Annotated in this window: 16 protein-coding genes; 7 read left to right on the top strand and 9 right to left on the bottom strand. The window is 69.1% G+C overall.

All coding sequences use genetic code 11. The features are described 5' to 3' along the window. The first annotated feature begins 73 nt into the window (after positions 1-73). The 7 genes from IG54_RS0109770 (at position 74) to trxA (ending at position 9,886) form a co-directional block, all read left to right on the top strand. Positions 74-2,422 carry a DUF6049 family protein gene (locus IG54_RS0109770; RefSeq protein ID WP_030780051.1) on the top strand — a complete coding sequence of 783 codons (2,349 nt, stop codon included), beginning with the start codon at positions 74-76 and terminating at the stop codon, positions 2,420-2,422. Between the two features lie 47 nt (positions 2,423-2,469). After that, on the top strand, positions 2,470-4,827 hold the full coding sequence (gene murJ, locus IG54_RS0109765) for a murein biosynthesis integral membrane protein MurJ (protein WP_030780049.1): 2,358 nt from the start codon (positions 2,470-2,472) through the stop codon (positions 4,825-4,827). 118 nt (positions 4,828-4,945) lie between these two features. After that, positions 4,946-6,658 carry a protein kinase family protein gene (locus IG54_RS0109760; protein WP_030780047.1) on the top strand — a complete coding sequence of 571 codons (1,713 nt, stop codon included), beginning with the start codon at positions 4,946-4,948 and terminating at the stop codon, positions 6,656-6,658. A 66-nt stretch (positions 6,659-6,724) separates the two neighbouring features. Beyond that, entirely contained in the window at positions 6,725-7,459 is a 735-nt protein-coding gene (gene sigM / locus IG54_RS0109755) for an RNA polymerase sigma factor SigM (RefSeq protein WP_030780046.1), read from the top strand. Beyond that, positions 7,456-8,424 carry an anti-sigma factor family protein gene (locus IG54_RS0109750; RefSeq protein ID WP_030780043.1) on the top strand — a complete coding sequence of 323 codons (969 nt, stop codon included), beginning with the start codon at positions 7,456-7,458 and terminating at the stop codon, positions 8,422-8,424. The genes sigM and IG54_RS0109750 overlap by 4 nt, the downstream gene beginning before the upstream one ends. A gap of 127 nt (positions 8,425-8,551) precedes the next feature. After that, positions 8,552-9,514: a thioredoxin-disulfide reductase gene (gene trxB, locus IG54_RS0109745; protein WP_030780040.1), complete on the top strand. Its 963-nt coding sequence runs from the start codon at positions 8,552-8,554 to the stop codon at positions 9,512-9,514. A 39-nt stretch (positions 9,515-9,553) separates the two neighbouring features. Beyond that, on the top strand, positions 9,554-9,886 hold the full coding sequence (gene trxA, locus IG54_RS0109740; RefSeq protein ID WP_030780037.1) for a thioredoxin: 333 nt from the start codon (positions 9,554-9,556) through the stop codon (positions 9,884-9,886). Positions 9,887-9,983: 97 nt separating this feature from the next. Here trxA and IG54_RS0109735 read toward each other — a convergent pair whose 3' ends face one another. The 9 genes from IG54_RS0109735 to rpmH all read right to left on the bottom strand — a co-directional run bounded on the left by IG54_RS0109735 (position 9,984) and on the right by rpmH (position 16,921). Beyond that, entirely contained in the window at positions 9,984-10,601 is a 618-nt protein-coding gene (locus IG54_RS0109735) for a GNAT family N-acetyltransferase (protein ID WP_030780034.1), read from the bottom strand. 308 nt (positions 10,602-10,909) lie between these two features. Then, the gene (locus IG54_RS0109730) at positions 10,910-12,025 is read right to left on the bottom strand and encodes a ParB/RepB/Spo0J family partition protein (RefSeq protein WP_030780031.1); all 1,116 of its coding nucleotides are present in this window, start codon (positions 12,023-12,025) and stop codon (positions 10,910-10,912) included. Continuing rightward, a complete protein-coding gene (locus IG54_RS0109725; protein WP_078593913.1) occupies positions 12,022-13,098 on the bottom strand; it encodes a ParA family protein in 1,077 nt (358 codons plus the stop codon). The genes IG54_RS0109730 and IG54_RS0109725 overlap by 4 nt, the downstream gene beginning before the upstream one ends. 281 nt (positions 13,099-13,379) lie before the next feature. After that, positions 13,380-14,099 carry a 16S rRNA (guanine(527)-N(7))-methyltransferase RsmG gene (gene rsmG / locus IG54_RS0109720; protein ID WP_030780025.1) on the bottom strand — a complete coding sequence of 240 codons (720 nt, stop codon included), beginning with the start codon at positions 14,097-14,099 and terminating at the stop codon, positions 13,380-13,382. A gap of 100 nt (positions 14,100-14,199) precedes the next feature. Further along, positions 14,200-14,718 carry a protein jag gene (locus IG54_RS0109715; RefSeq protein ID WP_030780022.1) on the bottom strand — a complete coding sequence of 173 codons (519 nt, stop codon included), beginning with the start codon at positions 14,716-14,718 and terminating at the stop codon, positions 14,200-14,202. A gap of 14 nt (positions 14,719-14,732) precedes the next feature. Continuing rightward, complete coding sequence (gene yidC / locus IG54_RS0109710; protein WP_030780019.1) at positions 14,733-16,034, bottom strand: membrane protein insertase YidC; 1,302 nt, start codon at positions 16,032-16,034, stop codon at positions 14,733-14,735. 3 nt (positions 16,035-16,037) lie between these two features. Continuing rightward, positions 16,038-16,394 (bottom strand): membrane protein insertion efficiency factor YidD, encoded by a 357-nt coding sequence (yidD, locus tag IG54_RS0109705; RefSeq protein ID WP_030780017.1) that lies wholly within the window; start codon positions 16,392-16,394, stop codon positions 16,038-16,040. Beyond that, the gene (rnpA, locus tag IG54_RS40105; protein WP_078593912.1) at positions 16,391-16,762 is read right to left on the bottom strand and encodes a ribonuclease P protein component; all 372 of its coding nucleotides are present in this window, start codon (positions 16,760-16,762) and stop codon (positions 16,391-16,393) included. Before rnpA ends, yidD begins: the two co-directional genes overlap by 4 nt. Positions 16,763-16,783: 21 nt before the next feature. Beyond that, complete coding sequence (rpmH, locus tag IG54_RS0109695; RefSeq protein WP_003949374.1) at positions 16,784-16,921, bottom strand: 50S ribosomal protein L34; 138 nt, start codon at positions 16,919-16,921, stop codon at positions 16,784-16,786. Positions 16,922-16,983 lie beyond the last annotated feature (62 nt).

Here is a 16,983-nt window from a genome sequence, read left to right as displayed (position 1 = left end):
CGCCCCAGCGCGCATCGTTACCATGCGTGGACGCACAACCGACGACCACTGACGACGAGGGACGGGCGAACGCGTGGCCGAGGCGGCAGACTTCCCGGGGACAAGCCCCTCACCTGCCCGCCGGTGGCTGCGGCGCACCGCCGCACTGCTGGTGGGCACTCCTTTGCTGGCAGGCCTCCTCCAGGCCCCGGCAGGCCCTGTCGCGCATGCCGCCGTGCCGGGCGCGATGGCCGACGCCACCGGTTCCAGGACCGTCGACGTGTCGCTGGACGCGCTCACCCCCACCGCCCCCGATGAGGGGGACACCCTCACCGTCTCCGGCACCGTCACCAACAACGGCAAGCAGACGGTGACCGGCGCCCAGGTCGGACTGCGGGTGGGACCGACCGTCAACGGCCGGAGCGAGATCGACCGCGCCTCGAAGCGCACGGGCTTCCAGCCGGGGGCCGACGGCACCGAGGTCGGCGGCAAGTACGTCGACAAGTTCGCCAAGCTCGCGCCGGGTGTCCGGCAGGACTTCAGCATCTCCGTGCCCGTCAAAGCCCTGGACCTCGGCGCGGACGGCGTCTACCAGCTGGGCGTCGCCCTCACCGGTCAGAGCGCCGCACAGCCCTATCCCCAGGTCCTCGGCATCGAGCGCACGTTCCTTCCGTGGCACCCCGGGGCCGCTGACACGAAGACGAAGACGACCTATCTGTGGCCGCTCATCTCCGACACGCACCTCACGGCGAAGACGGAGTCCGACGAACAGCAGACGGCCGTCTTCAAGAACGACGACCTGGCGGACGAGCTGGCCTCGGGCGGGCGTCTACAGCAGCTTCTGTCCCTCGGCAGCGACCTCGACGTCACCTGGGTCATCGACCCGGACCTGCTCGCGTCCGTCGAGGCGATGACGAAGGGCTACCGGATCCAGAACCCTGGCGGGAAGACCACCAGGGCGGGCAAGCACCAGGCGGTGGCCAACGAATGGCTCAACGACCTGGAAGCCGCCGTCAAGGGCAAGAAGGTCGTCGCACTGCCCTTCGCCGACCCCGACCTCGCCTCCCTCGCGCACAACGGCAGGGCGGTCACCGGCTCCCTCAGTCACCTCAAGGAGGCCACCGACGCCGGGTCCAAGGCGGTGGACACGATCCTGCACGTCAAGCCGAGCACGGACTTCGCGTGGCCCGCCGAGGGCGCGATCGACCCATCCGTCGTCGACGTCTCCACCTCCGCGGGCGCCCACACGGTGATCGCCCGCAGCGACAGCATGCGCGAGACCAGCGGCCTGACGTACTCGCCGACCGCGGCCCGGCCCATCGGCGGCGGCACGACCGCCGTGGTGGCCGACGCACGGCTCTCCACGGTCTTCCAGGGCGACATGACGGAGGCCGAGAACTCGACGCTCGCCGTCCAGGAGTTCGTCGCCCAGAGCCTGATGATCAACCTTCAGAACCCCTCCAAGCAGCGCAGCATCGTAGTCGCCCCGCAGCGGATGCCCTCCGCCAGCCAGGCCCAGACCATGGCGAAGGCGCTCACGGCCCTCCAGAAGGCGCAGTGGTCGCAGTCCGAGCAGCTGACCGCCGCGGCGAAGGCGAAGCCGGACCCGCAGGCCACGACCCGGGTCCCGTCGGCCGCGGCCTACCCCGCCTCGCTGCGCAAGCAGGAGCTGCCCCAGTCGGCCTTCGAGTCGATCCGGGACACCCAGAGCATGCTCGAACGCTTCCAGGTGATCCTCACCGAGAAGGACCGCGTGGTCACGCCCTTCGGGCGGGCCATAGACCGTGAGATGTCCACGTCCTGGCGCGGCAACGCGCAGGAGGCGGACAGGTACCGGGGTGGCGTCGGGAGCTATCTGCGGGAGCTGACCGGACAGGTGGCCCTGATCCAGCGGTCCGACGCGAAGCTCTCCGGACGCAGCGCGACCATCCCGGTGTCGGTGCAGAACAACCTGGTGCAGGGCGTCGACCATCTCGTCCTGCGCCTGTCCTCGCAGAACCCCACGCGTCTGAAGATCGGCGACGGGCAGTACGAGGAGCACCCGGTCAAGATCGCGGGCGGTCACTCCCAGTCGGTGAAGTTCACCACCACGGCCAACGCCAACGGCCCGGTCCCGGTCTACGCCCAGCTCTACACGGAGGACGGGGAGCCTTACGGCGATCCCGTCCGCTTCGAGGTCAATGTCACCGAGGTCACGCTGACAGTGATGCTCGTCATCGCCGGCGGCCTCCTGCTGCTCGTACTCGCCGGTTTCCGGATGTACACCCAGCGCAAGCGCGCGGCGCGCAGGCAGGCCGCTCAGGAAGGCCCGGACGGGGGTCCCGACGGCGGGTCCGGCACCGAGTCGGGGGAAGGTGAGCCCGGGCAGCCGAGTGACCCGACACCGGACACCGCACCGGAAAGCACCGACCCTTCTGACACGGGTGAGAGAGTGGACCGTTGAGCGATGTCGTGGCCGGTGGGCCCGGGGACGATGAGGTGGGGTAAACCATGAACGCGCCGTACGACGGTGACCGTGGCCAGGGCTCGGGCGGCTCTGCCTCGCCCGAGGGCCCTCCTGCGGGCTCTGCCGACCACGAGCAGCAGATCCCGCCGCAGCCCGCGCCCGACATGTACCTCCAGGACGCCTACGACCAGGATCCCTACCGGGCGCAGGACCTCTCCGCCCAGGATCCGGTGACCGAGGCGCTCTACGACCGCGCGGCACACCCCCCGCCGCCGCCCGGCACCTATCAGCACCAGCCGCTGTACGGGCAGCCGCCCAGCCCCGAGCACGCCCCCGACCCCCGCGTGTGGGCCCAGACCCCGGCCCCCGAGCCGGAGGGCCCGACCCGCCACCTCCCCTACGGCGACGACGTCCGCACGACACAGTTCGTGGGCGTCGACGACCTGGTGACCCAGGCCGGCGAGGAGTACCACGAGCCGGACGCCTTCGCGCATCTCTTCCGCGATCAGCAGCCCGGCGGCTACCACGGCCAACAGGTCGGCTACCAGCAGGGCGGCTACGCGCAGGACAGCGGCTATCCACAGGGCAACGGCTACTCCCAGGGCAACAGCCACCCGCAGGACAACGGCTACCCCCAGGACGGCGGCTACCAGCAGCCCGTCAACGGCGGCTACACACCCGCCGACCAGCCGATCGTGCCCGCCCCCGCCCCGGCGCCGCCCGCTCCCGCACCCGCTGCCGCCGCGCCGGTCCCCGCCCCCAAGTCGGGCGGCCGAGCGGCTGGCCTGCTGAAGTCCAGCGCCGTCATGGCGGCGGGCACGCTCGTCTCACGCCTCACCGGCTTCATCCGCTCCGCCCTGATCGTCTCGGCGCTCGGCGTCGGTCTGCTCGGTGACACCTTCCAGGTCGTCTACCAAATCCCGACGATGATCTACATCCTCACCGTCGGCGGCGGCCTCAACTCCGTGTTCGTCCCGCAGCTGGTCCGCTCCATGAAGGAGGACGAGGACGGCGGCGAGGCCTACGCCAACCGCCTGCTGACCCTCGTCATGGTGGCGCTCGGAGTACTCACCGTCCTGGGTATCGTCCTGGCCCCGCAGCTGGTACGCGTGATGTCCGTCCCGGTCGCGGACAACGCCGACGCCACCGCGGTCGGCACGACGCTGCTGCGCTACTTCCTGCCCTCGATCTTCTTCATGGGCATCCACGTGGTGATGGGCCAGATCCTCAACGCCCGCGGGAAGTTCGGCGCCATGATGTGGACCCCGGTCCTCAACAACATCGTCATCATCGCCACCCTCGGCATGTTCATCTGGGTCTACGGCACCGCGGCGACGTCCGGCATGACCGTCACGAGCATCCCGCCGGAGGCGGAGCGCCTCCTCGGCGTCGGAGTCCTGCTCGGGCTCGTCGTGCAGGCGCTGGCGATGATCCCGTATCTGCGCGAGACCGGCTTCAGGCTCCGTCCGCGCTTCGACTGGAAGGGCCACGGCCTGGGCAAGGCCGCCAAGCTCGCCAAGTGGACGATCCTGTTCGTACTCGCCAACCAGGCGGGCGCCCTCGTCGTCACCCAGCTGGCCACCGCCGCCACCGTCGACCTGCCCTCGGTGAGCGGCATCGGCTTCGCCGCCTACGCCAACGCCCAGCTCATCTGGGGCCTTCCGCAGGCGATCATCACGGTGTCCCTGATGGCGGCCCTGCTGCCCCGGCTGTCCCGCTCGGCACAGGACGGGGACACCGGATCCGTCCGCGACGACATCTCCCAGGGGCTGCGCACGACGGCGGTCGCGATCGTCCCCATCTCCTTCGGGTTCGTCGCGCTCGGGATCCCGATGTGCACGCTCATCTTCGGCTCCTCGGGCAGCGACCAGGCCACGAACATGGGCTTCATGCTGATGGCCTTCGGTCTCGGCCTGATCCCCTACTCCGTGCAGTACGTCGTGCTCCGCGCCTTCTACGCCTACGAGGACACGCGCACGCCCTTCTACAACACGGTCATCGTGGCAGCCGTGAACGCCGCCGCCTCCGGGGCCTGCTACCTGCTCCTGCCCACCCGCTGGGCGGTCACCGGCATGGCGGCCGTCTACGGCCTCGCGTACGCCATCGGCGTGGGCGTCGCCTGGCGGCGGTTGCAGAAGCGGCTCGGCGGCGACCTGGACGGGGCCCGTGTGCTGCGTACGTACGCACGGCTCGGCATCGCCGCGTGGCCCGCGGCGGTGCTCGGCGGCGGCGCCGCGTACGCCATCACCAAGGCGCTCGGCCAGGGTGTCCTCGGTTCGCTCGCGGCACTGGTCGCGGGCGGCGCCGTACTGATCGGCGTCTTCTTCGTCGCGGCCAAGCGCATGCGTATCGAGGAGATCAACTCCATGGTCGGCATGGTCCGCGGCCGTCTCGGTCGCTGAGATGGGGAGTACCGCACAACCATCGCCAGGCACCGCGTGTCGTGCATAGCACTGGACTGTGGGCACAATTGGCTTTGGCGTCTGACGAAGCGCAATGGATGGGGAGGCAGGAACGACGGTGGCGGAACGGAGCACGGCTGCCGTCGACGTGGCAGACAACAGCGGTGATGAGCCGCTGACCGCCAAGGCGGAGCAGCCCACGGCCGACGGGGTGGCCCAGACCCGGGAGCGGGACACGGCAGCGGACGAAGAGGCGGCGGAGAACGAGAAGCCCATGAGCCGTGGGGCCTCCTCACCCCCGGAACTGCACAGTGGCCACAAGCTCGCCAGGCGCTATCGCCTTGAGGAGTGCGTCACCCGTCTGGACGGTTTCAGCAGTTGGCGGGCGGTCGACGAGAAGCTTCGCCGCGCCGTCGGCGTGCACCTGCTGCCGGCGGACCACCCGCGGGCCCGCTCGGTGCTGGCGGCGGCCCGTTCCTCGGCCCTCCTCGGCGACCCGCGATTCGTCCAGGTCCTGGACGCGGTCGAGGAGAACGACCTCGTCTACGTGGTCCACGAGTGGCTTCCGGACGCCACAGAACTGACGGCCGTCCTCGCGGCGGGCCCTCTTGAGGCGCACGACGCCTACCAGCTCGTCAGCCAGATCTCCCAGGCCATGGCGGCGGCACACCGCGAAGGACTCGCCCATCTGCGGCTGACGCCGAGCGCCGTGCTGCGCACCTCCTCCGGCCAGTACCGCATCCGCGGCCTCGCGGTGAACGCCGCGCTGCGCGGCATCAGCTCCGACACCCCCCAGCGCACGGACACAGAAGCGATCGGTGCCCTCCTGTACGCCTCGCTGACCCAGCGCTGGCCGTACGAGGACGGCGCCTACGGCCTCTCCGGGCTGCCCAAGGACATCGGCCTCATCGCCCCCGACCAGGTGCGGGCGGGCATCCACCGGGGCCTCTCCGAGCTGGCCATGCGGGCGCTGGTCAACGACGGCGCGACCGCGTCCCGGCAGGACCCGCCGTGCACGACTCCGGAGGAGCTGGTCAAGGCCATCGGCGAGATGCCCCGCATCCGCCCGCCGGAGCCCGTCTTCGCCGCCCCGCCCGAGTACCAGCGCACGACGTACCAGCAGGGCAGCTACGGCCGCCCTACGGCTCACCCGGGCGTGCCCCAGCCCGTGGCCGCCCCGCCGCCCCCGCTCCAGAGCCGCACCGGCAAGGCCCTCAAGTGGGCCGTGTCCGCGCTCCTCATCGCCGCCCTCGGCCTGGGCAGCTGGCAGCTCGCGGACGCTCTCATGGAGCGCGAGAAGTCCGGGGACGCCAACGAGACGCAGACCACCCCGGGCAACGACAAGAACCGGCCCAAGCCCAAGAAGCCGGTCAGCATCAAGGGCGCCCAGGAGTACGTACTGAAGGGCTATCCCCAGGACCCGGATGACGTCGACAACACCTACGACAAGGACCCGTCCTCGCTCTGGCGCACCATGACGTTCAAGGGCGGCCCGCGGCTCGCCCCCTACAAGCCCGGTGTCGGTATCGTCTACGACCTCGGCTCGAAGCAGGATGTCTCGGCGGCGTCGATAGCCCTTGAGTACAGCGGACCCCACACCACGGTGTCGCTGTACGCCGCTGATTCGCTCTCGCCGACGACAGCGATCGACTCCATGAAGAAGATCGGCACCACCACCACTTCGGGCACCACCGCGAAGATCGAGGCCAAGAAGCCCGTGAAGTCGCAGTACGTGCTCCTGTGGATGACCGCCGTGCCGTACTCCGGCATCGACGGGTACAACCGGGCAGGATTCAAGCAAGCCATCACGGACGTGAAGTTCAAGGGCTGAAGGATCGGCTCGGCCAAGCGCACTGGGGGGAGGGGTCCGACGGTGGACAGCACCGCGCTGGGTGACATGAACGACCAGGACCTCCTCGCCCGCCACGTCGCGGGGGACGAGGACGCCTTCGGTGAGCTTGTCCGACGCCACCGCGACCGGCTGTGGGCCGTGGCGCTGCGCACCCTCGGGGACCGCGAGGAGGCCGCTGACGCGGTGCAGGACGCCCTTGTCTCCGCCTATCGCGCGGCGCACACCTTCCGTGGTCAGTCCGCCGTGACGACCTGGCTGCACCGCATCACCGTGAACGCCTGTCTCGACCGGGCCCGCAAGGCGGCCTCCCGCAAGACCTCTCCGATCGACGACACCGAGCGCCTCGAACAGCTTCTGGAGCCGGAGGAATCGGCGGCCGCCCCCGCCGAGCGGAACGATCTGCACCGGGAGCTTCTGGAAGCCCTCGGCACACTCCCTCACGACCAGCGCGCCGCTCTCGTCCTGGTCGACATGCAGGGCTACCCCGTCGCCGAGGCCGCCAGCGTCCTGGACATCCCCACCGGCACGGTCAAGAGCCGCTGTGCCCGCGGGAGAGCCAGACTGCTGCCGCTGCTCACCCATCTGCGCACAGAGACTCGTACGCAGACGCGTAAGGAGCCCCGTAAGCGGAAAGAGGACAGCGGCGAGGACGACGAAAGCAGGAAGCCCGGCTCGGGAAGGAACCGGACGCAGGGGACATCCGTCCCACCGGCAGCAGGGCCACGAGATGCAGGACCAAGCGATTCAGCTGCTGTGAAGGGCGGAGGTGGGCGAGCGTGACAGCCACGACCGACTCGGCCGGGCATCCGGAGGTCGCGGAGATCTCCGACCTGACCGAGGGTCTGCTCTCCCCGTCGCGCACGAGCGAGGTGCGTCGGCATCTGGACGGCTGTGAGCTGTGCGCCGACGTCTACGCCTCCCTGGAGGAGATCCGCGGCATGCTCGGCACCCTGCCCGGCCCGCCGCGCATGCCCGCCGATATCGCGGGGCGCATCGACGCCGCCCTGGCGGCTGAAGTCCTGCTGAGCGCCACCGCTCCGGAAGAACTGCCCTCACCGGACGAAGCACCCGAGCCCGCGACCTCCACTCAGGCCTCCGCCTCGTCGCGTGTTTCACGTGAAACATCGCCCGAATCCACCCCCGGGGCGACCACCGACCGCCCCGCTGGGCGCCCCCGAGGGGCCACCGGCCCGGGGCGCGGCCCCCGACTGCGGCGCACCCGCCGTCGTACCGCCGTGCTCGGTGCCGTCTTCACCGCGGCCGCCATCGGCCTCGGCTCTCTGTTGATGCAGACCATGGGCAGCGGCTCGGACGGCACAGCCGTCGGCCACCGGGATACCGCGAACTCGTTCTCCGAGGCAAAGCTCGAGCGCCAGGTCGCCGATCTGCTCGCCAAGGGCCCCGTCAGGGAGCCGCGCGGCGAAAAGTCGGACGGGTTCAAGGAGACGGACGGACCCACACCGACCTTCGACACCCGCTCCAGCCCGGAGTCCCCCACCGCGAACTCCCGGCTGCGCGGGGTGGCGATCCAGGTCCCCGAATGCATCCAGCGCGGCATCGGCGACAGGACACCGCTCGCCGCCAAGCAGGGTTCATACGAGGGCAAGCGCGCGTACCTCGTCGTCGTGCCCCACGATTCCGACGCCGATCAGGTGTCCGCATACATCGTCGACGCCACGTGTGTGGGCAAGTCCTCACCGAGCGCGGGCAAGGTTCTGCTGACGCATTCCTACCCTCAGGGCTGACACGCTTCCGTACGCACGGACCCGGCGGGGAATGCACGCCCCGTAGGATCCGTTGGGTGGGGTGAGAGACCTGAGACAGGCACCCGCCAGCAGTACGCAGCAGTCTCCAGAGACAAGGAATCAAGCCGTGACCGACGTCCGTAACGTGATCATCATCGGCTCCGGGCCCGCCGGCTACACGGCGGCGCTCTACACCGCGCGCGCGTCGCTGAAGCCGCTGGTGTTCGAGGGCGCCGTCACCGCAGGCGGTGCGCTGATGAACACCACCGAGGTGGAGAACTTCCCCGGCTTCCAGGACGGCGTCATGGGTCCCGAGCTGATGGACAACATGCGCGCCCAGGCCGAGCGCTTCGGCGCCGAGCTGGTGCCCGACGACATCGTCGCCGTCGACCTCAGCGGTGAGATCAAGACGGTGACGGACACCGCGGGCACCGTGCACCGTGCGAAGGCCGTGATCGTCACGACCGGTTCCCAGCACCGCAAGCTCGGCCTGCCGAACGAGGACGCCCTCTCCGGACGCGGCGTCTCCTGGTGCGCCACCTGCGACGGCTTCTTCTTCAAGGACCAGGACATCGCCGTGATCGGCGGCGGCGACACCGCGATGGAGGAGGCGACCTTCCTGTCGCGCTTCGCCAAGTCCGTGACGATCGTGCACCGCCGTGACAGCCTGCGCGCCTCCAAGGCGATGCAGGAGCGCGCCTTCGCCGACCCGAAGATCAAGTTCGTCTGGGACAGCGAGGTCGCGGAGATCAAGGGCGAGCAGAAGCTCTCCGGCCTGACGCTGCGCAACCTCAAGACGGGTGAGACGTCCGAGCTGCCGGTGACCGGCCTGTTCATCGCGATCGGCCACGACCCGCGCACGGAACTGTTCAAGGGTCAGCTCGAGCTGGACGACGAGGGCTACCTCAAGGTCGAGGCTCCCTCGACCCGCACGAACCTGACCGGTGTCTTCGGTGCGGGTGACGTCGTCGACCACACGTACCGCCAGGCGATCACGGCAGCCGGCACCGGCTGCTCCGCCGCCCTCGACGCCGAGCGTTTCCTCGCTGCCCTCGCTGACAGTGAGACCGCCGCGGCTGCCACCGTCTGACCCCCATCTTCCCCACTGCACCAAGTTAAGGAGACTGCCGTGGCCGGCACCCTGAAGAACGTGACCGACGCCTCCTTCGAGGAGGACGTCCTCAAGAGCGACAAGCCCGTACTGGTGGACTTCTGGGCCGCCTGGTGCGGCCCGTGCCGCCAGATCGCCCCGTCCCTCGAGGCGATCGCGGCCGAGCACGGCGACAAGATCGAGATCGTCAAGCTCAACATCGACGAGAACCCCGGCATCGCGGCCAAGTACGGCGTCATGTCCATCCCGACGCTGAACGTGTACCAGGGCGGCGAGGTGGCCAAGACGATCGTCGGCGCCAAGCCGAAGGCCGCGCTGGAGCGCGACCTCGCGGACTTCATCGCCGAGTAATTCGCGACCACGTTTCACGCGCGACGGACGATGTTTCACGTGAAACACGAATGGACCAGTCCCTCCCTGGAGGGCTGGTCCATTCTGCTGTCCGGGGTCAGAGCGGCCGGAGCACAGGCTCCTTCTGTACGGCCCCAAGAAGGCGATCGATCGCCAACTCGACGTCTTCCTTCCAAGAAAGCGTCGTCCGCAGCTCCAGTCTCAACCGCGGATAGGCGGGGTGCGGGCGGACCGTCTTGAAGCCCACCGCCAGGAGGTGCTCCGCGGGCAGCAGACACGCGGGCTTCTCCCACCGAGCGTCCCCGAAGGCCTCGATCGCCTTGAAGCCCCGGCGCAGCAGATCCTTCGCCACCGTCTGGACGATCACCCGGCCGAGCCCCTGCCCCTGGTACTCGGGCATGATCCACGCTGTCATGAGCTGAACGGCATCCGGAGACACCGGGCTCGTGGGGAACGCGGTGGAACGCGGAACGTACGCGGGGGGTGCGTAGAGCACATAGCCCACCGGCACATCGTCGACGTACACGACCCGGCCGCAGGAGCCCCACTCCAGCAGGACCGCGGAGATCCACGCCTCCTTCTCCAGCTCTGGAGTCCCCGCCTTTACCGCGGCTTGGCCGCTGACCGGGTCCAGCTCCCAGAAGACGCACGAGCGGCAGCGCGTGGGGAGGTCCGGGAGGTTGTCCAGCGTGAGCGGTACGAGCCGACGCCCCATGAAGGCGGTTCCTCACTTTCCTCGCCCGCCGCGCTGCGGGCGGCTGTCAGAGCGCTGCGTTCCCGAAGCAGGCTGCCGACGAATCCGCCGACCGCTCCCAGCCCCAGGCCCGCGGTCATCAGTCCGGTGCGGCTCATCGATCGCATGGCCCCCGCCTCCCCAATGAGGTGCCGTCAGGTGGATGCGCCATACCCGATCGCATCGTATCCACGAAGTGATTCCATCGATACCGCAGGAAAGCAAAGAGCGGGCCGTGTTCCGGTGCAGACCGGACACGGCCCGCTCTCGCGAGTCCCGTCGTTTGTTGCTCAGGCCTTGTCGTCCTCAGCGGCGTCTTCCGAGGCATCCTCGGCCTGGCCGTTCTGAAGGACAGGTCCCTCGCCCGGAGCCAGCGTGCTGAGAATGCGCTCCAGGTCCTCCAGGGAGGCGAAGTCGACGACGATCTTGCCCTTTTTCTGGCCCAAATCCACCCGCACCCGGGTCTCGAACCGGTCCGAGAGCCGGGTGGCGAGGCTGCTCAGCGCCGGCGAGAGCCGGGCACCGGCACGCGGCCCCTTCGCCTTAGGAGCGCTCTGCGGTCTCGACCCCATGAGGGTCACGATCTCCTCGACGGCACGCACCGAAAGGCCTTCGGCCACGATCCGGTGTGCCAGCCGGTCCTGCTCCTCCGAGTCCTCGACGGAGAGCAACGCGCGGGCGTGCCCTGCGGAGAGAACCCCGGCGGCCACCCTGCGCTGCACGGCCGGCGAGAGCTTCAGCAGGCGCAGCGTGTTGGAGACCTGCGGGCGGGACCGGCCGATGCGGTCCGCCAGCTGGTCGTGCGTGCAGTTGAAGTCCTTGAGCAACTGGTCGTAGGCGGCTGCCTCTTCCAGCGGGTTCAGCTGGGCGCGGTGCAAGTTCTCCAGCAGCGCGTCCAGCAGGAGCTTGTCGTCGTCCGTGGCCCGCACGATCGCCGGGATACGCTCCAGGCCCGCCTCACGACAGGCCCGCCAGCGCCGCTCACCCATGATGAGTTCGTAGCGCGCGGGGCCCAACTGCCGTACGACGACCGGCTGGAGAAGCCCGACCTCCTTGATGGAGGTGACCAGCTCCGCGAGAGCGTCCTCGTCGAAGACCTCACGCGGCTGCCGCGGGTTGGGCGAGATGAAGTCGAGCGGCAGCTCGGCGAAGTGCGCACCGGCCACCGGAGCGTTCTCCAGAGCTTCCACGGACCGCTGGACCGGCTCCGCCGTTTCATGTGCAACAGGGCTCTGCGGAAGCGCGGTCACCTTCGCCGCGGCCACCCCCCGCTCGGCGGTGAGTACCGGCACGGCCGTGGGGGATGTCGAGGCGCCAGCCGCGCTCTGCGACACCTGCTTCTCTGTCGGGGCCGCAGGGATCAAGGCACCGAGGCCTCGCCCCAGTCCCCTCCGTCGCTCGCTCACTGCATCCCCTCCGTCATGCTGTGCTGGTCGTTCTGAGCGCCCGCGTGGGCGTGTTGGACGTCGTAGCGCACTCCGACTCCGCGCAACGCGATCTCGCGTGCCGCTTCGAAGTAGGAGAGGGCGCCGCTCGATCCGGGGTCGTACGTGAGCACCGTCTGGCCGTAGCTCGGTGCCTCCGAGATGCGGACCGAGCGCGGGATGCTGGTCCGCAGCACCTCGCTGCCGAAGTGGTTGCGCACCTCGTCCGCCACCTGGGAGGCGAGCCGGGTCCTGCCGTCGTACATGGTGAGCAGGATCGTCGAGACGTGCAGGTTCGGGTTGAGATGGCCCCGCACGAGGTCGACGTTGCGCAGGAGCTGGCCGAGCCCTTCCAGTGCGTAGTACTCGCACTGGATGGGGATCAACACCTCCGCGCCGGCCACCAGGGCATTGACCGTCAGCAGTCCGAGGGACGGCGGGCAGTCGATGAGGATGTAGTCCAGCGGCTGCTCGTAGGCCTGGATGGCCCGCTGAAGCCGGCTCTCCCGCGCCACCAGGGACACCAGCTCGATCTCCGCACCGGCGAGATCGATCGTGGCCGGGGCGCAGAAGAGACCCTCGACGTCCGTCACCGGCTGAACGACGTCGGAGAGCGGCTTGCTCTCGACCAGGACGTCATAGATGGACGGCACTTCGGCGTGATGGTCGATACCGAGAGCGGTGGAGGCGTTGCCCTGCGGGTCGAGGTCGATCACCAGGACGCGGGCGCCGTGCAGAGCGAGCGAGGCGGCGAGATTGACGGTTGTCGTCGTCTTGCCCACCCCGCCCTTCTGGTTGGCGACCACCATGACACGGGTCTGCTCGGGGCGTGGCAGGCCTTCGCCCGCGCGGCCGAGTGCTTCCACCGCCAGTTGGGCAGCACGACCGATGGGGGTGTCGTCCATCGGGGTCGGTGTTTCACGTGAAACATCCTCCCCCGCCGACTCGGTACGGGGACCGGGGACCGGATCGGTCATCGGTCCCGCGATGTTGGCGTCGGACCGCAAGGATTCACTCTCCTCGACATCAGGCTCGCAATGAACAGAGCCTCCCATGCTTTGAGGGTCGTGAACCAGCGAGGCCCGGTCTTCTGTGGACGAATCCCCCTCTGTGGACAACTCCGTGCCCTTATCGAGGGACCCAAGTGGTCGACGTTCGCGAGGTTCCGCGGCGCGGCCGCGACTGATGATGCCATGCAGCAGTGAGCGACGTTTCACGTGAAACACGATGCACGGCAGCCGGGGTGCCGCTGGCGCGACACCCCGGTATGCGTACGTTTGGCAGCTTTTGTGGAGTACAGCTTGCCGGGCAGTTCGCCGCAGCGCTCGCCGGGCGGTCAGCCGCGGCGGCGCCTCGCCCGCCCGGTGCGCGCGGCCTTGGCCCGCTTCGCGGCGAAGCGCACCCCTCCCGGGCTCTCCCCGACCTCGACCCGCACGACGGTGGACAGCGGATCCACCACGCCCTCACCGACATGCAGGACCGAGGTGCCCACCGCACCGAGCTTGCTCAGCGCGGATCCAGCGGCCTTGACCTCTTCCTCGGCGGTGTCGCCCTTGAGGAGGAGCATCTCCCCATAAGGGCGCAGCAGCGGGACGCCCCAGGCAGCCAGGCGATCCAGCGGCGCCACGGCCCGCGCGGTCACCACATGGACCGGAGGCAGCTTGCCGAGAACCTCCTCGGCGCGACCCCGCACCACCGTCACATGGTCGAGGCCGAGCAGCTCCACGACCTCCGTGAGGAAGTTCGTACGCCGCAGCAGCGGTTCGAGGAGCGTGATCTTCAGGTCGGGGCGCACCAGGGCCAGGGGGATGCCGGGCAGCCCGGCACCGGAGCCGACATCGCACACCGTGACGCCCTCGGGCACGACCTCGGACAGCACCGCGCAGTTCAGCAGATGCCGTTCCCACAGGCGGGGCACTTCCCGGGGGCCGATCAGGCCTCGCTGCACTCCCGCATCGGCGAGCAGCTCCGCGTACCGGACCGCGTCCGTGAAGCGATCGCCGAATACCGTCCGGGCCTCTTCAGGCGCCGAGGGGAGCTCCGCATCCTCCGTCACGGGGACCGTCCTTCCGTACCGCACTGGGGTGGCTAACTATCAGGCTGACAAAGACCGGCCCCGCCTGCGAACAGACGGGGCCGGGCGTACGCGGGGCCGCTCAGGCGGGGAGTACGACGACGAAGCGCTGCGGCTCCTCGCCCTCGGACTCACTGCGCAGGCCGGCGGCCTTGACCGCATCATGCACGACCTTGCGCTCGAACGGCGTCATCGGCTTGAGCTTGGCCGGCTCACCGGAACTCTTGACCTCGGCCGCGGCCTGGGCGCCGATCTCCGACAGCTCCTCGCGCTTCTTGGCGCGGTAGCCCGCGATGTCGAGCATCAGGCGGCTGCGGTCACCGGTCTCGCGGTGCACGGCGAGACGCGTCAACTCTTGGAGTGCCTCCAGGACCTCTCCGTCGCGGCCTACCAGCTTCTGGAGGTCACGGCTGGCGGTGTCGCTGATGATCGAGACAGCGGCCCGGTCGGCCTCGACGTCCATGTCGATGTCGCCGTCGAGGTCGGCGATGTCCAGCAGACCCTCGAGGTAGTCCGCAGCGATCTCGCCCTCCTGCTCAAGGCGGGTGAGCGTGTCGCCGGCCTCGGCCTCGGCTGCGGCGGAGGTGGTGCCTTCCGTCACGGGATGGACTCCTTCTACTTCTTGGAGGACGGGTGCTTGGGCCGCTGCTGGCCCTTGCGCTGCTGTCCCGACTTGGCTTTGCTGCGCGTTCCGGAGCCGGGCTTGTTGCCCGTCGTGCTACCGCCTGCCGGCTTGGCCTTGGGGGCGGCGTCCTCAGGCTGGTCCTGAGCCTTCTCCAGCGACGTCTTGGGTCCTTCTTCGCCCTCCGCCTTGGCGCCCTGCGCGATGGCGGACTGGCGCTTGGCCTTGCTCTGGCGCTTGGGCTGCTGGCGCCTCGGAGCCCCGGCGGCCGTGGCCCCGTCCTCGGTCAGCGTGGCGACGGCGCTCTCGCTCTCCACCACGGAGCCGTCGGCCTGGGCCGCGAGACCCGCCTTGGTCAGACCGTTGATGAACTTGCGCTCGAACTCGTTGCGGTCCCGGCCCTTGGCGACGATCGCCTTGATGACGTTCGCGTTGCCGCGGCCCCGCACCTTCTTGTGGTGGGTGACCTGCTTCTGCAACCGCTCCAGGAAGGCGGCCTGCGCCTTGGAGCCCGGCGTGGGGTTCCGGCGGATCACGAACATCTGCTGGCCCATGGTCCACACGTTGGTGGTCAGCCAGTAGACGAGGACACCGACGGGGAAGTTGATGCCGAAGATGGCGAACATGATCGGGAAGACGTACATGAGCATCTTCTGCTGCTGCATGAACGGCGTCTTGACCGTCGTGTCCACGTTCTTCGTCATCAGCTGGCGCTGGGTGAAGAACTGCGACGCCGACATCAGGATGATCATGACGGCGGTGATGACGCGGACGTCGGTGAGCGTGGCACCGAGCGAGGAGACCTTGTCGGCGCTGTCCATGAACTTCGCGGCCAGCGGGGCACCGAAGATGTGCGCGTTACGCGCGCTCTCCAGGAGCGGGCCGTCGATGACGCCGATCTCCTTGCCCGTCGCGATGCCGTTCAGCACGTGGTACAGGGCGAAGAAGAAGGGCGACTGCGCCAGGATGGGAAGGCACGAGGAGAGCGGGTTGGTACCCGACTCCTTGTACAGCTTCATCATCTCTTCGGACTGGCGCTGCTTGTCGCTCTTGTAGCGCTCCTGGATCTTCTTCATCTCGGGCTGAAGCGTCTGCATGGCCCGAGTGGCCTTGATCTGCTTCACGAAGAGCGGGATCAGGCAGATACGGATCAGGATCACCAGGGACACGATGGACAGGCCCCAGGCCCAGCCCGTGTCGGGACCGAAGATCTTCCCGTACACCGAGTGGAACTGGACGATGACCCACGAAACTGGTGTCGTGATAAAGCTGAAGAGACTGGCAATCGTGTCCACTAATCAGGCTCCTTGAGCATGGGACGGGGTCTCGGTCTCGGCAGCCGTGCTCGGGGGAGGAGCCCCGGTCGGCCCGCCTGCGGCGGAGGGCCCGCCCTTGCGTTCGCGCCAGGCGGCGCGCAGCATCTCGTGCCACCGCGGACGCTTGCGCGGCGGAACATGGTCGACACCACCGAGCGACCACGGGTTGCACCGCAGGACGCGCCAGGCAGTGAGCGCCGTTCCCTTGATAGCGCCGTGCCGGTCGATGGCCAGATAGCCGTAGCGGGAACACGACGGGTAGTACTTGCACACCGGGCCCAGAAGTGGACTGATCGTCCACTGGTACAGCTTGATCAGGGCCAGCAGCGGGTACTTCATCGCGCGCCCCCTCCCAGCAACCGCTGCAAGGCGGCGTCCAGGTCTCGGGCCAGCTGTGCATGGTCGGCGTCACCCGCTCCGGGCAGCGCTCGTACGACTACCAGGCTACCGGGGGGCACGGAGGCCAGCCGGTCACGCATGAGGTGGCGAAGCCTGCGCTTCACCGTGTTGCGTACGACTGCTCCACCCACGGCCTTGCTGACAACGAAACCCGCACGTGTCGGGGGAAGGGTCTCCCCAGGCACGTGCGGGTCCATTGCACCGCTACGTAGATGGACGACGAGGAGCGGGCGACCAGCCCGGCGCCCTCGTCGTACCGCGGTCGCGAAGTCTTCGCGCCGCCTCAGCCGATGCTCGGTAGGCAGCACGACGTCATGACCTGACTGAGATCAGGCGGACAGGCGGGCGCGACCCTTGCCACGGCGGGACGCGAGAATCGCGCGGCCGGCACGGGTGCGCATGCGCAGCCGGAAGCCGTGGGTCTTGGCGCGACGACGGTTGTTCGGCTGGAAGGTGCGCTTGCTCACTCGGGGGCTCCAGAAATGATCGTGTGGTGGCGGGACATCGCCTGGCTGTCACCGTGCGCCCA

Source organism: Streptomyces sp. NRRL S-920 (assembly GCF_000717945.1).
Lineage (GTDB): Bacteria > Actinomycetota > Actinomycetes > Streptomycetales > Streptomycetaceae > Streptomyces > Streptomyces alboniger.
The sequence above is the reverse complement of the archived record's forward strand: the minus strand, read 5'-3'. Positions and strand labels throughout refer to the sequence as shown.